The sequence below is a fragment of the Streptomyces sp. NPDC051907 genome, assembly GCF_040681075.1.
GTDB lineage: Bacteria > Actinomycetota > Actinomycetes > Streptomycetales > Streptomycetaceae > Streptomyces.
The window spans coordinates 1-17,714 of the sequence record NZ_JBFAYB010000132.1 but is presented as its reverse complement, the minus strand read 5'-3'; the positions used below and the strand labels follow the sequence as shown (position 1 = coordinate 17,714).

The following is a 17,714-nucleotide window of genomic DNA, read 5'->3' as shown; positions in this document are numbered from 1 at the left end:
CCCCTTCGCGTGGGACGCCGTTTCCCGCTGCCCTGGCCGCGCGGGCTTCCGAGGCTGATGGCGTCGTCCAGGCTTCGCGGGTCCCTGCTGGGGCTCCGCCTCAGGTCCTGCGCCTCAATCGCCGGCGAGGCTGATTCCCGTCGCCGTGGCCGCGTGGGCTCCCCGGGGTTGATGGCGTGGCCCGGGCCGCGGGGGCTTCTGCTGGGGCTCCGCCCCAGGCCCCGCGCCTCGCGATCGTCGGCGAGGCTGACTCCGTATGACCGGGCCCTCAGAGTCCTGCCAGCTTGCGGAAGTCCCACGACGCCACGGCGTCCGGCGTCAGCCGCAGCCAGGCGTGGCGGCCGTCGTGCGGCATGTCCTCCAGGCCGAAGTTCTTCCGTGCGAACAGCCGCTCCGGCACATCGAGTTCGGGGCATGGCTCGCCCGTTCGCGGGGCCTCGCCGACGAAGGTCGCCGTGCCCGAGAGCTCGACCCCGCGCAGCTCTCCGTACTCCTCGCCGTCGTCGACCACGACCGCGATGCGCGGATCGTGCCGCAGCTCCGCCCAGCGGCGGCTGCGCGTGATGGAGTACAGCCAGAGCGAGCGCCCGTCCCAGGCGAACCAGAGCGCGCTGACGTGCGGACGGCCGTCGGCCGACACGGTGGCCACCCGGCAGGTCCGCTGCTCGGACAAGAACGCGTCCAGTTCGCCGGGCGACATCATGATGCGGCGGCCCCGGCGCTGTGTGACGGCCATGGCGGACCCCTCCCTATAGCTGACTGAGTGTCAGGAATCATGGAGGCTCTTCCTTCGTCGCGCAATGGCGGCTACTGTCGCGCGCCCGGCCCACCCGAGCGCCCGCCAGGAGGAGATGCCGTGCCGTCCCCCGAACAGCTCGCGCAGCAGCTGGCCGCGCCCGGCACGGTGCTGCTGACCGTCGAGTGCCAGCAAGGCGTCGTCGGCCCCGACAGCGCACTGCCCGAACTCGCCGCGCAGGCCCGGTCGTCGGGCGCCCTCCACAATGTGGCCCGCCTGGTCGCGAGCGCGCACGAGGCGGGAGTCCAGGTCATCCATGCACTCGCCGAGCGCCGGCCCGACGGCCGCGGCGCCAACCGCAACGCCCGCCTCTTCCGTGCCGCCGGACGCCTCCCCGTGCAGCAGCACACCGGCACCAGCGCCGTCCGCGTCGCGCCGCCCATAGAGGTCGCCGACGAGGATCTGGTCGTCCGGCGGCTGCACGGGCTCTCGCCCATCGCGGGCACGGACGTCGACGCGCTCTTGCGCAACCTCGGCTGCCGCACCCTCGTCGTCACCGGCGTGTCGGCGAACGTCGCCATACCCAACGCCGTGTTCGACGCGGTCAACCTCGGCTATACGGCCGTCGTTCCGGCGGACGCCATCGCGGGAGTGCCCGCCGAGTACACCCCCGCGATGATCCGCAACACGCTCGCCCTGGTCGCGACCGTCACCGCGACCGAGGACGTGCTCGCCTGCTGGAAAGGGCCGCGCCAGGCGGCCAGTCGGGCCTGACGCGCAGGGCAGCCCGACAGCGCCCGGCCTTGACGCCGGCGGGGAGCCCGACGCCGGTCGAGAGCCAGAAGCCGGAGCGCCGGCCTGGCGCCTCGCGACGCCCCGGCGCCTCCGCGCCTCAGGCCAGCTTGATCGAGTCCCCGTCGACGGTGATCGACGTGGGCGGCAGCGGACGAGTCGCCGGTCCCGCCTTCACGCTGCCGTCGACCGCGCTGAACTTGCTCTGGTGACACGGACAGTTGATGATCCCGTCGGCGATGCCCTTCACCGCGCAGCCCTGGTGGGTGCACTTGGACGAGAACGCCTTGAACTCGCCCGCCGTCGGCTGGGTGACCACCACATCGCCGATGACCTTGCCGCCGCCCTCCGGGATCTCGCCGACCTTGGCGAGCACGGTCCCGCCCCCGGCGCCGCCTCCGCCCTTGGCCGCGCCCGCGCCGCCCTCTCCGCCCGCCTCGGCGCCGGGCGGCTGCTCGGAGACCTGCTTCCCCTCGTCCTCCGAACCCCCGCACGCGGTCAGGGCGGCGAGCCCGGCGCCGCCGATCGTGGCGACGACGGTTCGGCGCGCCACGGTGCGCACGGGCCCCTGCGATCCGGTCATGATGGCTCCCTCTCCAGGGCCGGCCTCTCGCCGGCCGCCTCGTGATGTCGTACGAGGCGGCAGAATGGAACGTTCACTTCCTCATGCAATTCTCAGCTGCGGCAGAGCCCGCTTCCGGCGGGCCTCCGCGCGGCCGGGAGCCGGGGGCGGACGGTCCGCGAATGTCGAGGCCAGGCTCTCGGTTCGAGACGCGTACGTACTGCCTCCCATAGAGCGGCTGAACGTGCTGTCGCTCCGTCATATTCACCGCAGCGAAGTATCGTTGGAGCATGGCGGAGGAGACGCGCAACAGCCTGGACGGGCAAGCTGATGTAGTGGTCCAGGCCGGACGCATCGGGGAACTGCACCACCATCTGCACAACGCCGTACCCTCTGCACAGCCGGTTCCCTTTCAATTGCCGCCGGTGCTCGTACGCTTCGAGAACAGGCAAGCGGAGCAGGAGCGCATCACTCGAGCAGCCGAGTGCCACACGGACCACGCTGGACCGCTCGTCGTCGCGTTGACCGGGATCGGCGGGATCGGCAAGACCGCGCTGGGCTTCCACATGGCCCGCCGACTCAGCGACGCGTACCCCGACGGTGTTCTGTACGTCGATCTCGATGACCTGCGTCGGGACGGGGTCGTCGAGGTGGCGGACGCGGTCGGGGATCTGCTGACCGGTCTGGGCGTCGCCCCGGAGTGGCTCGAGAGGTCCCTTGCCGGCCGGTCGAAGCAGTACTGGACGAGGACCCGGGACAAGCGGCTCATCGTGGTCGTCGACAACGCCAGGTACGGGAGCGAGGCCGTGCCGCTGCTTCCCGCCTCCGCCGGCAGCCTGGCGATCGTCACCAGCCAAGGGGTGCTGTACGACCTCGATGCCAGCGCGGCCATCGAGGTGCCCGTGAACCCGCTGACGGTGGACGACGCTGTGCGGCTGCTCGGAAACATCGTGGACGACCCGCGGCTCTCGGCCGAGCCGGAAGTCCTGGCCGATCTCGCACGGGGCTGCGGCGGACTGCCGGCCGCCCTTCAGGTGGCTGGTCAATGGGTCCGCAAGTACCGCAGACGCAGCCTGTCCCGGCTGGTCGGCGAGCTGACCGCAGACCTGCACGAGAAGGGTATCCCCATGGTCGAGGCGGTGTGGGACGCCGCGTACGCAGGGCTCGGGCCGGAGGCCGCGCGGCTCTACCGCCTGCTGCCGCAGCATCCAGCTCCCGTCGTCGCGGCTCCGGCGGCCGCCGCTCTCCTGGGCGACGGGCCGGGACGGGCGGCGGACGCGCTGGAGGAGCTGGAGTCGTCCGGGCTGCTGGAGAACCGGCCCGAGGGCTACCGAATGCACGACCTGCTCCGCGGCCACGCGGAGCGCTGTGCACGGGAGGTCGATCCCGAAGGAGAGGACCGGGCCGGGGCACGCCGTTCGCTGATCACGTGGTACCGGCGGCAGGCCGCCCGCGCGGACCTGCTGGCCGCAGGCCCTCGGATGACCTTCGCAGAGCTCCCCGGCCCCATCGGACCGGAGGTTCCCGACGTCGAGTTTCCCCGCAAGGCGGACGCGCTCGCGTGGCTGGAGTCCCAGCGACTCGCCCTGTACGGCTGTGTCCGGCTTGCCTTCGACACCGGCCTGTACGACGACGCGTGGGCTCTGTGCGAGCCGCTGTGGACGCACTTCCTCGACCATCCGCACTATGCGGGGGCCATGGACGTCTTCCGTACGGGTGTGGCTGCCGCGGACCGTCTGGAGGACCTGCCGGCGATGATTCGCATGCGGTGCCAACTGGCCAGGCCGCTGTGGGAACAAGGGCAGTACGACGAGGCGGCGCAGTACCTCCGGCACGCCCTCAACGCTTCGCAGACCCTGGGAGAGTCCCTGCCGGAACGCAAGCTGACGGCTTCGACGGTGGAGTTCCAGGGCCTGTTGAAGCAGGTGACGGGCGACTGGTCGGGCGCGACCGCCGACTTCGAAGCGGCGAGGGCGATTCACGCGGAGATCGGCAACTCCTACGGCGTGCTGCTGCAGACCTACCTGCTGGGCCGTACCGCTCTGAGCCGGGGCGACGTGGAGCAGGCAGTCCTCCTGCTGGGGAAGGCGCACCGGATGGCGCGGGAGCAGGACCGGGAACGGATGACGGCGCGGTCCGGATTCGAGTACGGCCGGGCGCTGCGGCGTGCCGGCCGTGCGGCGGAGGCGGAGGATCTGGCGCGCGCGGCCCTGGCAGGGGCTCGCGAGCGGGGCTCCGTGACCGACGAGGTGCGCGTTCTGCAGGAGTTGGCGGCTCTCGCGGACGAGCGGGGCGAGACCGTCGAGGCAGAGCGGCGCCGGACGGAGGCGCGGCTGCTCACCGTGCAGGCCGGAGGAGTGCCGGACAGCGGTCAGAGCTCGTAGAGGGCTGCCGGACAGCGGTCAGTCGGGAGAGGACTGCTGGACAGCGGTCAGTCGGGAGAGGGCTGCCGGACAGCGGTCAGAGCTCGTAGTCGAGGTCGGCCGCGTCGGCCTGGGTCAGGTGGACCCGCACCGCGAGCGGGCCGGTGTCGCATACGAGCGATACCGGAGCCGCCCACCGCGCAGTGCTGCCCAGCCAGGCGTGGACCGCCGAGACCACGGCGGCCGGGTCGGGGCGCAGGACTCGTCCGGTGACGCGGTGAGGTTCGATGCGCACGCTGAGCGGGCCCGCCGCCCGGTGTCGGACCAGGCAGCGCGTAGGGGTGAGGACCGCCGCAGCGGTCCGGCACCCAGGGGCCTCGTCCAGGATCCGTGCGGTCCATCCGGCAGCCGTCCAGGTACTGCCGTGCGAAGTCGGGGAGGCGGCCGAGGCTCGGCGCCACAGCACGGCGGCGCTCTGGATGTGGCGCTGACCGGCCTCCGGGTACTCGGCGGCCAGGTGGTGTACGGACTCGGAGATGTATGGGGCGAAGCGAGCCACACGGATTCGGTGACCCGAGACCTCGGCCCGTACGGCGAACGCCGCGGGGCGACGGGCCGTGGAGACAGGACGGGGGAGCGGGTGCGGGGCCACCGGCACGGCCCGGGGGCGGAGCCCGAGCAGAGCGTAGAGCTCGCGCCGCAGATGCTCGAGGGCCTGGCCGCGCAGGGCGAAGGCGGCGTCTGCGAAGCCGCGGGTGTCGAGGGACTCCGCGGCCAGGAGGGCATCGGGCAGGTCGGCGGGCGCGTTGAGCCTGGGCGCCTTGGCCAGCAGCTGCGCCAAGGGACTCTCGGGGATCAGTTCGTCTCCGCCGTCGTAGGCGCTGATGACGGGGCGGCCCAGCGCGGCGGCGTAGAGGGCGGTGGAGCCGTGGTCGGTGATGACGGCGTCGGCTGCGACGAGAAGGGCGGCCCACTCCTCGTGCGGTCCGGCCACGGTGAGGCCCGCCGACAGCGCGGGGGCGAGGTGTCGGGCAAGGTCGAACGAGCCGGTCCGGCTGTATTCGTTGGGGTGCAGGACCAGGGCGAATTGGTAAGTGTCATGGGGGAGTTCGCCGGCGAGCCCGCCGGGCAGACGAGGGCGTCGGGCAAGTAGGGACTCCGGCCCCCAGGTCGACGTGAGCACGACGAGCCGGCGCTCGCCCGTCTCGAGGGAGTCTCGAAAGCTGTCCCGGTGGTTGAGCGAGGCGAGCAGGCGGTCCAGGGTGGGATCGCCTACTACGGTCGCCCGGGCTGCGGCCTGGGGACAGTGCTGCGCGAGGCGGACGAGCTGGTCGTCGTGCGCCAGAGCGTGGAGATCCGCCCACGGCTCGCCGTCGGCGAGCAGGTAATGGGGGTCCAGGCCGGACGGCAGGCACGGCGAACCGTCGCCGTTGACCGCCTTGTTGAAGCCGGCCCCGTGCGGCAGCAACGCCCGGGGCCCGGACAGCACCTGTAGGGCGCCCTTCGGACTCGCGGTAAGGATCAGGTCGTGCTCGCCGCCGCACGCTTCCTCCCACGCGACAGTTCGGGCGCCGGACTGCTCCAGAGCCGAGAGAGCGTCCACATCGAACGCCGATCCCGGCATCAGCGTGAACCGGACAGCGATGCGCTCGTCACCCTCGAAGACCGGAAGCACGTCCAGAAGCCGATTCAGGGCCCCCGCTGAACGGACGGCGACGAGCGCTGCCCGCTGCCCGCTGCCCGCTGCCCGCTGCCCGCCAAAATGGTCGATTGTAGTCGAAAGGCTGGGCCTTGGGGTGCTGCTTCTGCTGGACTTCGCGAAGTCGTCGAGTGACTCCTGGGGCATGCTCCCGATCATACGTGTGGCGGAACGGCCGTTGCCTTGTGCGTGTCCCCGTACGGGTCGCGCGATGGACAGAGGTCGCCGCGCCGACTGCCGACTACCGAAGTCGCTGTGATCTCCCTACGGTGGCTTCGGTGAGTTCGCTGGTCTGAGTTGCGAGGGGGATCGATGGAGGCGGAGTTGGCGGCGCTGGCGGCGTCGGGGGCGACGACGTTGGTCGGGCTGATGGTGTCGGAGTCCTGGTCGCAGGCGCGTGAGCGGGTGGTGCGGTTCTTTGGCCGCGGTGGGGCCGATGGGACGGCCGACGAGGAACTGCGGCTGTCCGAGGAAGAGCTCGTGGCGGCTCGTGCGTCTGAGGACGAACTTGCCATGGCGGACATTGAGGCAGAGTGGCGGATGAGGCTGCGTCGTGCCCTGCAGGCAGACCCGGGGGCTGCGGAGGAGCTTCGCTCGCTGCTGGCGGAGCTTGCCCCGGGAGCGGGAAGCGGCACTTCGGTCACCGTGAACAACAGTGTCAATGGCGTTGTGCGGAACGGGCCCGTGATTCAGGGTCAGCAGATTTCCCACCTGACGTTCCACAGCTCGAGGTCTGTCCCGCCGGGACAGAGCGCGGGGTAGGGAGATGGCTGAGGGTTTCGGTGGTCGGCGAGCGGAGCGCGTAGGTCAGGAATGAACTAACCAGGCGTGGGTCAGGCGGGGACGAAGACTTCCTCGTGGGCTCCGTCGAGGATGAACCCGTTGTCGAAGCGGACCCGCACGCTCACGCGAGGCCCCTGTTCCTGGAAGGCGGTCCAAGCGGGTTCCAGGGAGCCGACCTTCTCTTCGAGCTGCCTCCTGCTCTCCGTGGGCATCTCGTGTCCGAACGCGTCGAGCAGCGACTTGAGTCGCTCGTACTCGTGCACGTCGTCGCTCGCGTTCTGGTGGCCGACCACCTGCTCGACGACCCCGCCGGTGCCCGCCGCCAGGGACAGGAACCCGATGACGACCCCCGACGCCTCCGCCGAATCGGTCAGCCTGGTGTCCGCTGCCAGCACCACCCGCTGGCCTGCCTTGAGAGTCATCTGCTCCCCGTCTCCCCTGTGTCGGCTACGTCCGCTACGTCCGCGCGGTGCAGGAACGCCTCGACGAGGCGGTCGGTGAAAGCCTGGTCGACGGGTTCCGCCGTCACCAGGACGCGGTGGTAGACCGGTCCCACGAGTTGGTCGATCTCCGCCGCCATGTCGACGCCGGCGGCGAGTTGGCCGCGTTCCACCGCGCGTTCCAGCGGGAGTCGGTCGCGTCGGCGCTGTTCGTCGAGGTACCGGGAGCGCAGGGCGGCGGCGAACGCGGGATCGTGCTGGGCGTGCCCGATGAGGGCCTTGAAGACGGCGCCCGCGTCTGACCGGGTGAGGAACAGGGCCAGTTGGCGCAGGTGGGCGCGCAGGTCCGGGGCCAGGTCGCCGTGGTCCGGCGGGGTCAGGGCTTCGGCCGCGTCCTGGAGGAAGGCGTCCAGGAGGATGTCGGTCTTGGTCTTCCACCAGCGGTAGACGGTCTGCTTGGCGACGCCCGCCCGGGCTGCGATGCCCTCGATGGTGACGCCGGTGAAGCCCTTCTCGACCAAGAGGTCGTCGGCCGCCCACAGCACTGCCTGCCGGGCCTGTTCGCTGCGGCCGTGCCTGTTGCCGTGGTGGCGCCCCGCCGGTTCCGGCCCGGCCGCCGCGGCGGCCGTACTTCCTCGTCCCATGTCTGCCTCCTGGGGCCAGAGTAGGCCAGAACCTCTAGACGCTACGCAACGGTGCGTCTAGTCTAGGTTCCATGACACCCACCAAAACCCCCGCCAACACCCTCGAAGACCCCCGCGTCGCCTCCGCCCTCGACCGGATGTTCCGGCAGGCCGAGCAGGACGAGGCGACCAGCGGGCGGGTCCAAGCGGCGTTGCCGCAGGGTTCCGCGCCCCTCGGCCCGCAGGAGCAGGCCGACGCCTACGTGGAGGTGTACATGCCGATTTCCGCCCAGGGCGGCCGCCTCCTCTACAACCTGATTCGGGCCACCCGCCCCGCCACCGTCGTCGAGTTCGGCACGTCCTTCGGCATCTCCACGCTCCATCTCGCCGCCGCGGTGCGCGACAACGGGACGGGCCGGGTGATCAGTACGGAACTGAGCGCCGCCAAGGCCGCGGCCGCCCGCCGGACGTTCGCCGAGACGGGGCTGGACGACCTGATCACCGTCCTCGAAGGAGACGCCCGCGACACCCTCGCCGCAGTCGCCGGCTCCGCGGACTTCGTCCTCCTCGACGGCTGGAAGGACCTGTGTCTGCCCGTCCTGCGACTCCTCGAACCACGCCTCGCGCCCGGCACCCTCGTCGTCGCCGACGACGTCGACATGGAGGACCTATCGCCCTACCTCGACTACGTCCGCGACCCCCACAATGGCTACCAGAGCGTCACGTTCCCCGTGGAGGACGGAATGGAGATCAGCTGCCGTCTCTAGACCGTGCGTGACGTCGTGATCAGTCGTGGGGCCCGCCTTCTTCGTAGGGGCGGAACCCAGAAGGACATTGGTCGTGACGCGTAGGCAGCTCACGTATGCCCAGTGGTGGCGAATTGCTGTCCGTACCGGTGGGCAGAGCCACAGCCGACGATTGTTTCGGGACCATCCCCGCGTGCGCGGGGATGGTCCCCATGCGGAAGCCGGAGGTTCCGTCGTGACGTCGGCGCGGTGGCTCGGTCGCTCCTCGCCCGTGATCGCCCTTGGTTACTATGTCCACTTCATGCCGGAGGCCGGCAGCAAGGGGCGCGGCGCCATCGACGGGCCGCTGGGGGCGGGGAGGTCGACGCGGCAGTCGGGACTTCCCGGATTCTCCCCAGGGTCGTTGACCGGCGACTCCCGCTCCTTCGCTCCCAAGAAGCCGTCCGCGGACTGCAAGGCTGAGCTGAAGAGATGGGTGGCCTGGGAAAGTGTTGAAAGAGGTCGTAGCGACCCGCTATGTCACGCCCTTGCGTGAGGGCGGCTCGCTCCCGGGCATCGTCGAGGCCGACGATCTCGGTACGTACGTCATGAAGTTCACCGGCGCCGGACAGGGCCGCAAGACGCTGGTCGCCGAAGTCGTCTGCGGGCAGCTCGCGCGTCGGCTCGGTCTGCGGGTGCCCGAGCTCGTCACCATTCAGCTCGACCCCGTCATCGGGCTCGCCGAGCCCGACCAGGAGGTGCAGGAGCTGCTGAAGGCCAGCGGCGGGCTGAACCTGGGGATGGACTACCTGCCCGGCTCGCTCGGCTTCGACCCGCTGGCGTACGAGGTGGACCCGCGGGAGGCCGGCAAGGTCGTCTGGTTCGACGCGCTGATCAACAATGTCGACCGCTCCTGGCGCAACCCCAACATGCTCGTGTGGCACGGAGACCTCTGGCTCATCGATCATGGAGCCACCATGATCTGGCACCACAACTGGCCGGGCGTCGCGGCCTCCGCGGCCAAGCCGTACGACGCCTCCGACCACGCTCTCGCGCCCTTCGGCCCCGACGTCGCCGCGGCGGCCGCCGAGCTCGCCTCGCAGGTCACCGAGGACCTGCTGACCGAGATCGCCGCCGAGGCGCCCGACGAGTGGCTGGTCGACGAGCCGGGCTTCGAGACCGCCGACGCGGTGCGGCGCGCCTATGTCGAGGCGCTGCTGTCGCGCGCGGCCACGATCCACAGCCGGATCACCCTCGGCCCCCCGAGCAAGGACCGGCCCTCTCAGGCGCCCGGCTGGCTGGCCGGCCCCTGGCCGCACCAGGAGGGCGCCAAGTGAGCGAGCGCCATGTGTTCGAGTACGCGCTGCTGCGCGTGGTGCCGCGGGTCGAGCGCGGCGAGTTCTTCAACGCGGGGGTCGTGGTCTACTGCCGCGCCCAGTCCTTCGTGGCGGCCCGCACCCATCTGGACGAAGGAAAGCTGCGCGCTCTGGACCCGACCGCGGACACGGCCGGAGTCCGCGCCGCGCTCCACGCGGTGGAGGGCGTCTGCCGTGGCGGCGAGCACGCCGGACAGGCCGCGCGCGACGACGCCGGACGGCGCTTTCGCTGGCTGATCGCGCCGCGCTCGACCGTCGTGCAGCCCGGTCCCGTCCACACCGGACTGACCGCGGACCCGGCGGCGGAGACGGAGCGGCTGCTCGACCTGCTCGTCCGCTGAGCGGCGCGGAGGGGGTGTGACATGCGCCGCCGTGCCGCGGTGCCGTTGACACCGGGTGCCAGGGCTTCTAGCGTCTCGTCTGCCGAAGGGTACTAAGCGGTCGCTCAGACTGTGAGGGGCCGCGGACAACGGGTAACCAGGTCTTCAAGGGCGAGGAGAGACAACATGTCCACCACCGAGCAGCGCGTCGCCGTCGTGACCGGGGCGGCGCGAGGCATTGGCGCCGCCACCGCGGTACGGCTCGCGGCCGAGGGCCGCGCCGTCGCCGTACTCGACCTCGACGAGGCGGCCTGCAAGGACACCGTCGAGAAGATCACCGCGGCCGGCGGCAAGGCCATCGCCGTGGGCTGCGACGTCTCCGACAGCGCCCAGGTCGAGGCCGCCGTCGCGCGCGTCGCCGCCGAGCTCGGCGCCCCCACCATCCTGGTCAACAACGCGGGCGTGCTCCGCGACAACCTGCTCTTCAAGATGAGCGAGTCCGACTGGGACACCGTGATGAACGTGCACCTCAAGGGCGCGTTCCTGATGGCCAAGGCCTGTCAGAAGCACATGGTCGACGCGGGCTTCGGCCGCATCGTCTCGCTCTCCTCCAGCTCGGCCCTCGGCAACCGCGGCCAGGCCAACTACTCCGCGGTCAAGGCCGGCCTGCAGGGCTTCACCAAGACCCTCGCCAAGGAGCTCGGCAAGTTCGGCGTCACCGCCAACGCCGTCGCCCCCGGCTTCATCGTCACCGAGATGACGGCCCAGACGGCCGCCCGCGTCGGCATGGGCTTCGAGGAGTTCCAGGCCGCCGCCGCGACCCAGATCCCGGTCCAGCGCGTCGGGCGGCCCGAGGACATCGCCAACGCCATCGCCTTCTTCACCGGCGACGAGGCCGGCTTCGTCTCAGGCCAGGTCATGTACGTGGCCGGCGGACCGCTGAACTGATTCGGGGGATACGGACATGACTGCAGAGGTACAGGACAGCGGCAAGGTCGCCCTCGTCACCGGAGCGAGCCGCGGCATCGGCTACGGCGTCGCCGAGGCGCTCGTCGCCCGCGGCGACCGGGTGTGCATCACCGGACGGGGCGAGGACGCCCTCAAGGAGGCCGTGGAGCGCCTCGGGGCCGACCGCGTCATCGCGGTGGCGGGCAAGGCCCACGACGAGGCCCATCAGGCCGTCGCCGTCGAGCGCACCATGGAGGCGTTCGGCCGCGTCGACTTCCTGATCAACAACGCCGGCACCAATCCGGTCTTCGGCCCGATGGCCGAGCTCGACCTGAACGTGGCGCGCAAGGTCTTCGAGACCAACGTGATCTCCGCGCTGGGCTTCGCGCAGCAGACGTTCAAGGCCTGGCAGAAGGAGAACGGCGGGGCGATCGTGAACATCGCCTCCGTCGCCGGCCTCTCCCCGTCGCCGTTCATCGGGGCGTACGGCGTGAGCAAGGCGGCCATGCTCAACCTGACCGTTCAGCTGGCGCACGAGTTCGCGCCGGTCGTACGGGTCAACGCGATCGCCCCCGCGGTGGTCAAGACGAAGTTCGCCCAGGCGCTGTACGAGGGCCGCGAGGCGGAGGCGGCCGCCGCCTACCCGCTGGGGCGGCTCGGGGTGCCCGAGGACATCGGGGGCGCGGCCGCGTTCCTGACTTCCGACCAGTCGGACTGGATCACGGGGCAGACACTGGTCGTCGACGGGGGTATCTTCCTCAATGCCGGTGTGCACTGATGGATCGCCGCCGTGTTCTGAGGTGCGCTGAGGCGCCCTGAGAGGGTTTGTCCCTGACTGAGTCAAGTGCCCTGCCGGGCCTTCAGGTTGACCCGGCAGGGCGCTGCGGTATGGTCGGCCGACTCATGGCTGAACGAGGAGCGTGCACGTGTTCAACCGGACCTGTCTGCAGGCCGCTGCAGCCCTAGCGTCCATATCCCTGCTGGCCGGATGCGGCCTGTTCTCGGACGAGGGCGGCGAGCAGGAGCAGAGGATCTCAGTCGGCACGACGAGTGAGCCCACCACGCTCGATCCCGCCGCTGCCTGGGACGGTTCGTGGGAGTTGCACCGAAATGTCTTCCAGACGCTTCTGAGCTTCCCGACCGGGAGCACGACTCCGCAGCCCGACGCCGCCAAGAGCTGCCAGTTCCCCGACGCCTCCAACAAGGTCTTCGAGTGCGAGCTCCGCAGCGATCTGACCTTCTCCAACGGCGACAAGATCGACGCCTCGGTCGTGAAGCACTCCATCGACCGGATCCGGACGATCGACGTCCAGGGTGGCCCCAACGGTCTGCTGGGCTCCCTCGACAAGATCGAGACGCCTGACGAGCGCACGGTCCGGTTCCGCCTCAAGGTCCCGGACGCGACGTTCCCGTTCATCCTCGCCACGCCCGCCATGTCGCTCGTGCCGCCGTCGGAGTACCCCGCGGACAAGCTCCGCGACGACGGCAAGCTGACCGGTTCGGGTCCGTACGTCCTGGATTCGTACGAGAAGGGCGACAAGGCCGAGCTGTCCAAGAACTCCAGCTACAAGGGGTTCGCGAACCGGCGCAACGAGGCCGTCACCATCCGTTACTTCAAGGACTCCGAAGTAATGGTGAACTCGCTCAAGAAGAAGCAGATCGACGCCATCTACCGTGGTCTGACCGCGGAGGAGGTCGTCGAGCTCCAGGAGGGGCGCAAGGAGAACGAGCACCTCCAGCTCGTCGAGACGGTCGGCGCGGACATCCGCTACCTCGTCTTCAACTCCGAGGACCCCATGGCGGGCAAGCTCCCCGTGCGGCGCGCCATCGCCCAGGTCGTCGACCGGGACGCGCTGGTCGCCAAGGTCTACCAGGGCACGGCCGAGCCGCTGTACTCCATGGTCCCCAAGGGCATCGCCGGCCACACGACCGAGTTCTTCGACCGCTATGGCGAGCCGGACGTCGCCAAGGCGCGCGCCATCCTCAAGGACGCGGGCGTCAACGCTCCGGTGCCGCTGACCTTCTGGTACACCACGGACCGCTATGGCTCCGCCACCGCGGCCGAGTTCGCCGAGCTCAAGCGGCAGCTGGAGGCGTCGGGGCTGTTCACGGTCACGATCAAGGGCAAGCCCGAGAAGGAGTTCCAGGCCGGCTACAAGTCGGGCGAGTACCCCGTCTTCGGCCGCGGCTGGTTCCCCGACTTCCCGGACCCGGACAACTTCATCGCGCCCTTCGTCGGCGCGAAGAACGTGCTCAGCACGCCGTACGAGAGCCCGGAGATCACCGATCAGCTGCTGCCCCAGTCCCGTCGCGAGAGCGACCGGGGCGCCGTGACACGGCAGTTCGAGCGGGCGCAGGAGATCCTCGTCGACGATGTGCGTCTGCTGCCGCTGTGGCAGGGCAAGCTGTACGTCGCCTCCAGCGAGGAGATCGGCGGCGGCGAGCGCGCTCTGGACCCGCAGACGGTCATGCAGATGTGGGAGCTGTACCGCAAGGCCAGCTGGTAGGCGCGGTTGTCAGTGGGCCCCGGTAGGTTCTGGAGTCGAGAACTGATCGCTTACCGGAGGTTGTTGACGTGACCGACACCGACATGCTGCCCGAGTCCTGGCGCGGCGTCCTCGGCGAAGAGCTTCAGAAGCCCTACTTCAAGGAGCTCGCCGACTTCGTCGAGGAGGAGCGGGCGAAGGGGCCGGTCTACCCGCCGCGGGAGGAGGTCTTCGCCGCTCTCGACGCGACGCCGTACGACAAGGTCAAGGTGCTGGTCCTCGGCCAGGACCCGTACCACGGGGAGGGGCAGGGGCACGGCCTCTGCTTCTCCGTCCGGCCCGGCGTCAAGACCCCGCCCTCCCTGCGGAACATCTACAAGGAGATGCAGGAGGAGCTCGGCCACCCCATCCCGGACAACGGCTATCTGATGCCGTGGGCCGAGCAGGGCGTGCTGCTGCTCAACGCGGTGCTGACGGTCCGGTCCGGCGAGGCCAACTCCCACAAGGGCAAGGGCTGGGAGAAGGTGACGGACGCGGTGATCCGCGCGGTGGCCTCCCGGCCCGACCCGGCGGTCTTCGTCCTGTGGGGCAACTACGCGCAGAAGAAGCTCCCCTTGATCGACGAGGAGCGGCACGTGGTGGTCAAGGGGGCGCACCCCTCGCCGCTGTCCGCGAAGAGGTTCTTCGGGTCGCGTCCCTTCACGCAGATCAACGAGGCGATCGCGGCGCAGGGGCACGAGCCGATCGACTGGCGGATTCCGAACCTGGGCTGAGGGGTTCGCGCGGCGGGCGACCGCCGGCCGAGTGCGGGAGTCCGTCCCGGGTCGTGCTGAGCCGGCGGTTGGTAGGCGGGCGGCCGGCGGTCGGGCGGCTCGCTCGGGGCGGCGCTGCCTCGGGACGCGGCGGGCTCCGCGCGGCCGGCGTCTCCCGCAGCCGCCGTTCCTGCCCGCGGCAGGCTCCTGGAGTCGCCGTTCCTGCCCGCCGGCGACTCCCGCAGCCGCCGTTCCTGCCCGCGGCAGGCTCCTGGAGCCGCTGGTCCTGTCCGCCGCCGACACCCCCCGCCGCCGGCTCCCCGACGCCCGCTCTCCGCGGCCCGTGACCGCGTTCGGCTGACGGCCTCCTGGGCTCGGGCACCCGGCTGACAGGCCGGGTCCCGAGCCCGAGCCTGTGCCGGATTGTCAGCGGCTGCGGCTAGCGTCGGGACCTCGGGACGTCACGATCGGGAGGCCGCAGCGATGGAGCAGGAGAAGGCGTCGGGGGACGCCGTCATGACCCGGATCGGGCAAGCGATCATGCTCCTGCACGGCGGCGACCGCGAGGAGGCGCGCAACCGCTTCGGCGCGCTCTGGTCCGAGATCGGGGAGCACGGCGACCCGCTCCACCGCTGCACCCTCGCCCACTACATGGCGGACACCCAGGACGACCCGGGCGACGAGCTCGCCTGGGATCTGCGGGCGCTGTCGGCGGCCGAGGGGCTGGGCGACGAGCGGCTGGCCCAGCACCAGGAAGAGCTGGCGGTGCGGGCCTTCTACCCCTCGCTCCACCTCAACCTGGCCGCCGACTATCTCAAGCTCCAGCGTCTGGAGGCCGCGCGGGTCCACCTCGACCGGGCGCGCGCGGCGACGGACGCCCTGGGAGACGACGGCTACGGCAACGGAGTCCGCGCTGCCATCGAGCGACTGGAGCGCAGACTCCGCGAGGACTAGGACTCAACCGAGGACTCAACCGCCGTAGGTCTCCCGGCAGATACGGGCCTCCTGGCTGCTCGGCCGCCACCTGCCGTACTGCTCGCCCAGGGCGCACAGGTCCGGGCGGCTGGCCGGAGCGGCGGGCGGGGTCGGCGGCCTCGCGGCCGGAGGGCGGTGCGGCCGCGGCCGCTGGCGCTGGGGTGTGGCCCGCTCGCGTTCGCGCTCGCGCCAGGTCCTCCGCGGGGCCGGCGCCGGCGCCTTGGCATGAGGGCCTGGCGCGGCCTTCGCCGGCCGGGAGGCGGCCTTCGGCTCCGGGGGCGCCTCCAGGACCTCGCGGGCCGGTCCCTGCACGACCTGCGGCTGGACGACCTGGGACGGTCGGGCGGTGTGGGGCGGCTGCGCGGGCGCGGGCCCCGCCTGCACGGTCACACAGCCGGACACGGCTAAGGCGGCCATCCCGGTCAGGACACTCGTGGTGATTCTCCTCTGGTGCACCCGCGTAACTCTGGTGTGCGCGAGGCCTGTTCGGAGTCGTACAGGCGCACATTGGCCCGCACGGGTGACACCGGCGACCAGCGAGGACGCCGGAGAGTGACGAGCGGCGGGGCTACTCGCCCGTCGTGCCGTCCACGCACTCGCGGAGCAGGTCCGCGTGGCCGTTGTGGCGGGCGTACTCCTCGATCATATGGGTCATGATCCACCGCAGGTTGAAGTCCTTCCCGCTGCGGCTCTTCCCGACCGCCAGGTCGTCGAGGCCGTGGGCGGCGGCCAGCTCGCGGGCCCGCGCGATCTCCGCCTGCCAGGTGGCGTACGCCTGGGCGTACGTGTCCTCGTCGCCGACGTGGAAGTCGCCGTCCGGGTCCTGCTCGCAGTAGATCGTCTCCTCGCACTCGTCGGCCAGCACATGGCGGAACCATCCGCGCTCCACCTCGGCCAGGTGCCGTACGAGTCCGAGGAGCGACAGCCCCGAGGGCGCGATGGGCTTCCGTCGCAGCTGCTCGTCGCTCAGGCCGGCGCACTTCAGCGCAAGGGTCTCGCGGTGGAAGTCCAGCCAGCCTTCGAGCATCCCCCGCTCGTCGTCCGTGGTGGAGGGCTCGGTGCGTTCGGTCGTCGTGGTCATGGCGGTCATCCTGGACCACGCGCCGCCCGCCCCGCCAGGGCTTACTCCTCGGCTGGCGGCCTCTGGAGCATTCCGCGCAGCAGCTCGCCGAATCCGGCGCGCACCTCGTCCAGCGAGGGAACGGCCGAGTGGTACGAGCCCACCGCGCAGGAGAAGAGCAGCCCTTCGCTCCAGGCCGTCAACGACAGCGCGTGCCGCGCCGGCTCGCTGGAGCCGGCCGCCGCCATCATCGCGACGAGCGGCTCGCGGAACTGGGCGCCCGTCGCGTCGTAGTACGCCCGCAGCTCCGGCCGGCGGGTCGCCTCCAAGGCCAGCTCGTAGCGGGAGACGAGCAGTTCGGGACAGCGGGTGAGGTGGCGGTGCAGGGCGAGCGCCAGCGCGTCGGCGAGGCCGTCCACGCCCGCCGCGGGCCCCGGCATCTCCTCCAGGGTCAGCACCGACGCCTCGCGCTCGGCCTGCCGCCGTACCGCCGCTTCGAGGAGCGCCTGCCGGGTGCGGGCGTGGTTCGACGTCGAGCCCTGGGGGAGTCCGGCGGCCTCGTCGACCGCCCGGTGGGTGAGCCCGCGCATGCCCCGCTCGGCGAGGAGGGCGAGCGCGGCGTCGGCGATCAGCTCGGCACGGGCGGCGCCGTGCGGACGGGAAGAGGTGCTCTGGGCCATACGGATCAACCTACCGCCTCGACTACACCTGTAGTACGTTGGAGGCGCAACTACAGGTGTAGTTCGCTGTAGTTCGCAGTCGAGGACTCGCAACCGAGGAGGAGCTATGCCCGAGCCCCGCGCCGTGGTGATCGGAAGCGGCATCGGCGGACTGACGGCCGCCGTCGCCCTGCACCAGAGCGGATGGCAGGTCACCGTCCTGGAGCGAGCCGCGTCCCTGGCGCCGGTCGGCGCCGGCATCGGACTCGCCCCCAACGCCCAGCGCGCCCTCGACGTCGTCGGGCTCGGCGACGAGATCCGCTCCCTCGCCGCGTGGCAGGGCGACGGCGGCATGCGCAGGCCGGACGGCCGCTGGCTCGCCCGCACCGACAGCGCCGCGGCCGCCGCACGGTTC

20 protein-coding genes are annotated in these 17,714 nt (G+C 71.1%); 12 read left to right on the top strand and 8 right to left on the bottom strand.

Translation table 11 applies throughout. The features are described from left to right. Nucleotides 1-268: 268 nt before the first annotated feature. Entirely contained in the window at nt 269-736 is a 468-nt protein-coding gene (locus AB0M39_RS38005) for a pyridoxamine 5'-phosphate oxidase family protein (RefSeq protein WP_365372530.1), read from the bottom strand. Between the two features lie 120 nt (nt 737-856). On the opposite strand from AB0M39_RS38005, the gene AB0M39_RS38000 reads away from it, so the two are divergent. Further along, nucleotides 857-1,510 (top strand): cysteine hydrolase, encoded by a 654-nt coding sequence (locus AB0M39_RS38000; protein WP_365372528.1) that lies wholly within the window; start codon nt 857-859, stop codon nt 1,508-1,510. A gap of 118 nt (nt 1,511-1,628) precedes the next feature. On the opposite strand, the gene AB0M39_RS37995 is transcribed toward AB0M39_RS38000, so the two are convergent. After that, complete coding sequence (locus AB0M39_RS37995) at nt 1,629-2,111, bottom strand: Rieske (2Fe-2S) protein (RefSeq protein ID WP_365372526.1); 483 nt, start codon at nt 2,109-2,111, stop codon at nt 1,629-1,631. A gap of 269 nt (nt 2,112-2,380) precedes the next feature. Here AB0M39_RS37995 and AB0M39_RS37990 point away from each other — a divergent pair, with 269 nt between their 5' ends. Continuing rightward, the gene (locus AB0M39_RS37990) at nt 2,381-4,474 is read left to right on the top strand and encodes a hypothetical protein (protein WP_365372523.1); all 2,094 of its coding nucleotides are present in this window, start codon (nt 2,381-2,383) and stop codon (nt 4,472-4,474) included. 76 nt (nt 4,475-4,550) lie between these two features. Here the strand turns inward: AB0M39_RS37990 and AB0M39_RS37985 are convergent, their stop codons facing one another. Continuing rightward, nucleotides 4,551-6,128 carry a translation initiation factor 2 gene (locus tag AB0M39_RS37985; RefSeq protein ID WP_365372520.1) on the bottom strand — a complete coding sequence of 526 codons (1,578 nt, stop codon included), beginning with the start codon at nt 6,126-6,128 and terminating at the stop codon, nt 4,551-4,553. Nucleotides 6,129-6,464: 336 nt separating this feature from the next. On the opposite strand from AB0M39_RS37985, the gene AB0M39_RS37980 reads away from it, so the two are divergent. Next, nucleotides 6,465-6,914, top strand: coding sequence for a hypothetical protein (locus AB0M39_RS37980; RefSeq protein WP_365372517.1), 450 nt, complete (start codon nt 6,465-6,467; stop codon nt 6,912-6,914). A gap of 71 nt (nt 6,915-6,985) precedes the next feature. Here the strand turns inward: AB0M39_RS37980 and AB0M39_RS37975 are convergent, their stop codons facing one another. Further along, on the bottom strand, nt 6,986-7,357 hold the full coding sequence (locus tag AB0M39_RS37975; RefSeq protein ID WP_365372515.1) for a hypothetical protein: 372 nt from the start codon (nt 7,355-7,357) through the stop codon (nt 6,986-6,988). After that, nucleotides 7,354-8,019, bottom strand: coding sequence for a TetR/AcrR family transcriptional regulator (locus AB0M39_RS37970; protein WP_365372512.1), 666 nt, complete (start codon nt 8,017-8,019; stop codon nt 7,354-7,356). The genes AB0M39_RS37975 and AB0M39_RS37970 overlap by 4 nt, the downstream gene beginning before the upstream one ends. A 71-nt stretch (nt 8,020-8,090) precedes the next feature. Between AB0M39_RS37970 and AB0M39_RS37965 the strand changes: the two genes are divergently transcribed. From AB0M39_RS37965 to AB0M39_RS37930, 8 genes are all read left to right on the top strand, one after another. After that, nucleotides 8,091-8,765 (top strand): class I SAM-dependent methyltransferase, encoded by a 675-nt coding sequence (locus AB0M39_RS37965; RefSeq protein ID WP_365372510.1) that lies wholly within the window; start codon nt 8,091-8,093, stop codon nt 8,763-8,765. Nucleotides 8,766-9,232: 467 nt separating this feature from the next. Continuing rightward, entirely contained in the window at nt 9,233-10,060 is an 828-nt protein-coding gene (locus AB0M39_RS37960; RefSeq protein ID WP_365372507.1) for a HipA family kinase, read from the top strand. Then, nucleotides 10,057-10,440, top strand: a complete 384-nt coding sequence (locus AB0M39_RS37955; RefSeq protein ID WP_365372504.1) for a DUF3037 domain-containing protein — start codon at nt 10,057-10,059, stop codon at nt 10,438-10,440. The genes AB0M39_RS37960 and AB0M39_RS37955 overlap by 4 nt, the downstream gene beginning before the upstream one ends. 165 nt (nt 10,441-10,605) lie before the next feature. After that, nucleotides 10,606-11,367 (top strand): 3-oxoacyl-ACP reductase FabG, encoded by a 762-nt coding sequence (fabG, locus tag AB0M39_RS37950; protein ID WP_365372502.1) that lies wholly within the window; start codon nt 10,606-10,608, stop codon nt 11,365-11,367. Nucleotides 11,368-11,383: 16 nt separating this feature from the next. After that, the gene (locus AB0M39_RS37945) at nt 11,384-12,145 is read left to right on the top strand and encodes an SDR family oxidoreductase (protein WP_365372499.1); all 762 of its coding nucleotides are present in this window, start codon (nt 11,384-11,386) and stop codon (nt 12,143-12,145) included. Nucleotides 12,146-12,293: 148 nt separating this feature from the next. Beyond that, a complete protein-coding gene (locus AB0M39_RS37940) occupies nt 12,294-13,874 on the top strand; it encodes an ABC transporter substrate-binding protein (protein ID WP_365372496.1) in 1,581 nt (526 codons plus the stop codon). Between the two features lie 68 nt (nt 13,875-13,942). Then, entirely contained in the window at nt 13,943-14,626 is a 684-nt protein-coding gene (locus AB0M39_RS37935) for a uracil-DNA glycosylase (RefSeq protein ID WP_365372493.1), read from the top strand. A gap of 462 nt (nt 14,627-15,088) precedes the next feature. Next, nucleotides 15,089-15,559: a hypothetical protein gene (locus tag AB0M39_RS37930; RefSeq protein ID WP_365372490.1), complete on the top strand. Its 471-nt coding sequence runs from the start codon at nt 15,089-15,091 to the stop codon at nt 15,557-15,559. Between the two features lie 15 nt (nt 15,560-15,574). On the opposite strand, the gene AB0M39_RS37925 is transcribed toward AB0M39_RS37930, so the two are convergent. The 3 genes from AB0M39_RS37925 to AB0M39_RS37915 form a co-directional block, all read right to left on the bottom strand. After that, entirely contained in the window at nt 15,575-15,997 is a 423-nt protein-coding gene (locus AB0M39_RS37925) for a hypothetical protein (RefSeq protein WP_365372487.1), read from the bottom strand. Between the two features lie 151 nt (nt 15,998-16,148). Next, on the bottom strand, nt 16,149-16,670 hold the full coding sequence (locus tag AB0M39_RS37920; protein ID WP_365372484.1) for a DinB family protein: 522 nt from the start codon (nt 16,668-16,670) through the stop codon (nt 16,149-16,151). A 32-nt stretch (nt 16,671-16,702) separates the two neighbouring features. After that, a complete protein-coding gene (locus AB0M39_RS37915) occupies nt 16,703-17,320 on the bottom strand; it encodes a TetR family transcriptional regulator (protein WP_365372481.1) in 618 nt (205 codons plus the stop codon). Nucleotides 17,321-17,426: 106 nt separating this feature from the next. On the opposite strand from AB0M39_RS37915, the gene AB0M39_RS37910 reads away from it, so the two are divergent. After that, nucleotides 17,427-17,714 (top strand): FAD-dependent monooxygenase (locus AB0M39_RS37910; RefSeq protein ID WP_365372478.1); only part of this gene is annotated, 288 nt, incomplete at its 3' end.

Bases quoted from the DNA above. Each gene is read 5' to 3' on its own strand.
- AB0M39_RS38005 (WP_365372530.1), bottom strand. From the start codon at position 736: ATGGCCGTCACACAGCGCCGGGGCCGCCGCATCATGATGTCGCCCGGC.
- AB0M39_RS37995 (WP_365372526.1), bottom strand. From the start codon at position 2,111: ATGACCGGATCGCAGGGGCCCGTGCGCACCGTGGCGCGCCGAACCGTC.
- AB0M39_RS37990 (WP_365372523.1), top strand. From the start codon at position 2,381: ATGGCGGAGGAGACGCGCAACAGCCTGGACGGGCAAGCTGATGTAGTG.
- AB0M39_RS37980 (WP_365372517.1), top strand. From the start codon at position 6,465: ATGGAGGCGGAGTTGGCGGCGCTGGCGGCGTCGGGGGCGACGACGTTG.
- AB0M39_RS37975 (WP_365372515.1), bottom strand. From the start codon at position 7,357: ATGACTCTCAAGGCAGGCCAGCGGGTGGTGCTGGCAGCGGACACCAGG.
- AB0M39_RS37970 (WP_365372512.1), bottom strand. From the start codon at position 8,019: ATGGGACGAGGAAGTACGGCCGCCGCGGCGGCCGGGCCGGAACCGGCG.
- AB0M39_RS37965 (WP_365372510.1), top strand. From the start codon at position 8,091: ATGACACCCACCAAAACCCCCGCCAACACCCTCGAAGACCCCCGCGTC.
- fabG (WP_365372502.1), top strand. From the start codon at position 10,606: ATGTCCACCACCGAGCAGCGCGTCGCCGTCGTGACCGGGGCGGCGCGA.
- AB0M39_RS37945 (WP_365372499.1), top strand. From the start codon at position 11,384: ATGACTGCAGAGGTACAGGACAGCGGCAAGGTCGCCCTCGTCACCGGA.
- AB0M39_RS37930 (WP_365372490.1), top strand. From the start codon at position 15,089: ATGGAGCAGGAGAAGGCGTCGGGGGACGCCGTCATGACCCGGATCGGG.
- AB0M39_RS37925 (WP_365372487.1), bottom strand. From the start codon at position 15,997: ATGGCCGCCTTAGCCGTGTCCGGCTGTGTGACCGTGCAGGCGGGGCCC.
- AB0M39_RS37920 (WP_365372484.1), bottom strand. From the start codon at position 16,670: ATGACCGCCATGACCACGACGACCGAACGCACCGAGCCCTCCACCACG.
- AB0M39_RS37915 (WP_365372481.1), bottom strand. From the start codon at position 17,320: ATGGCCCAGAGCACCTCTTCCCGTCCGCACGGCGCCGCCCGTGCCGAG.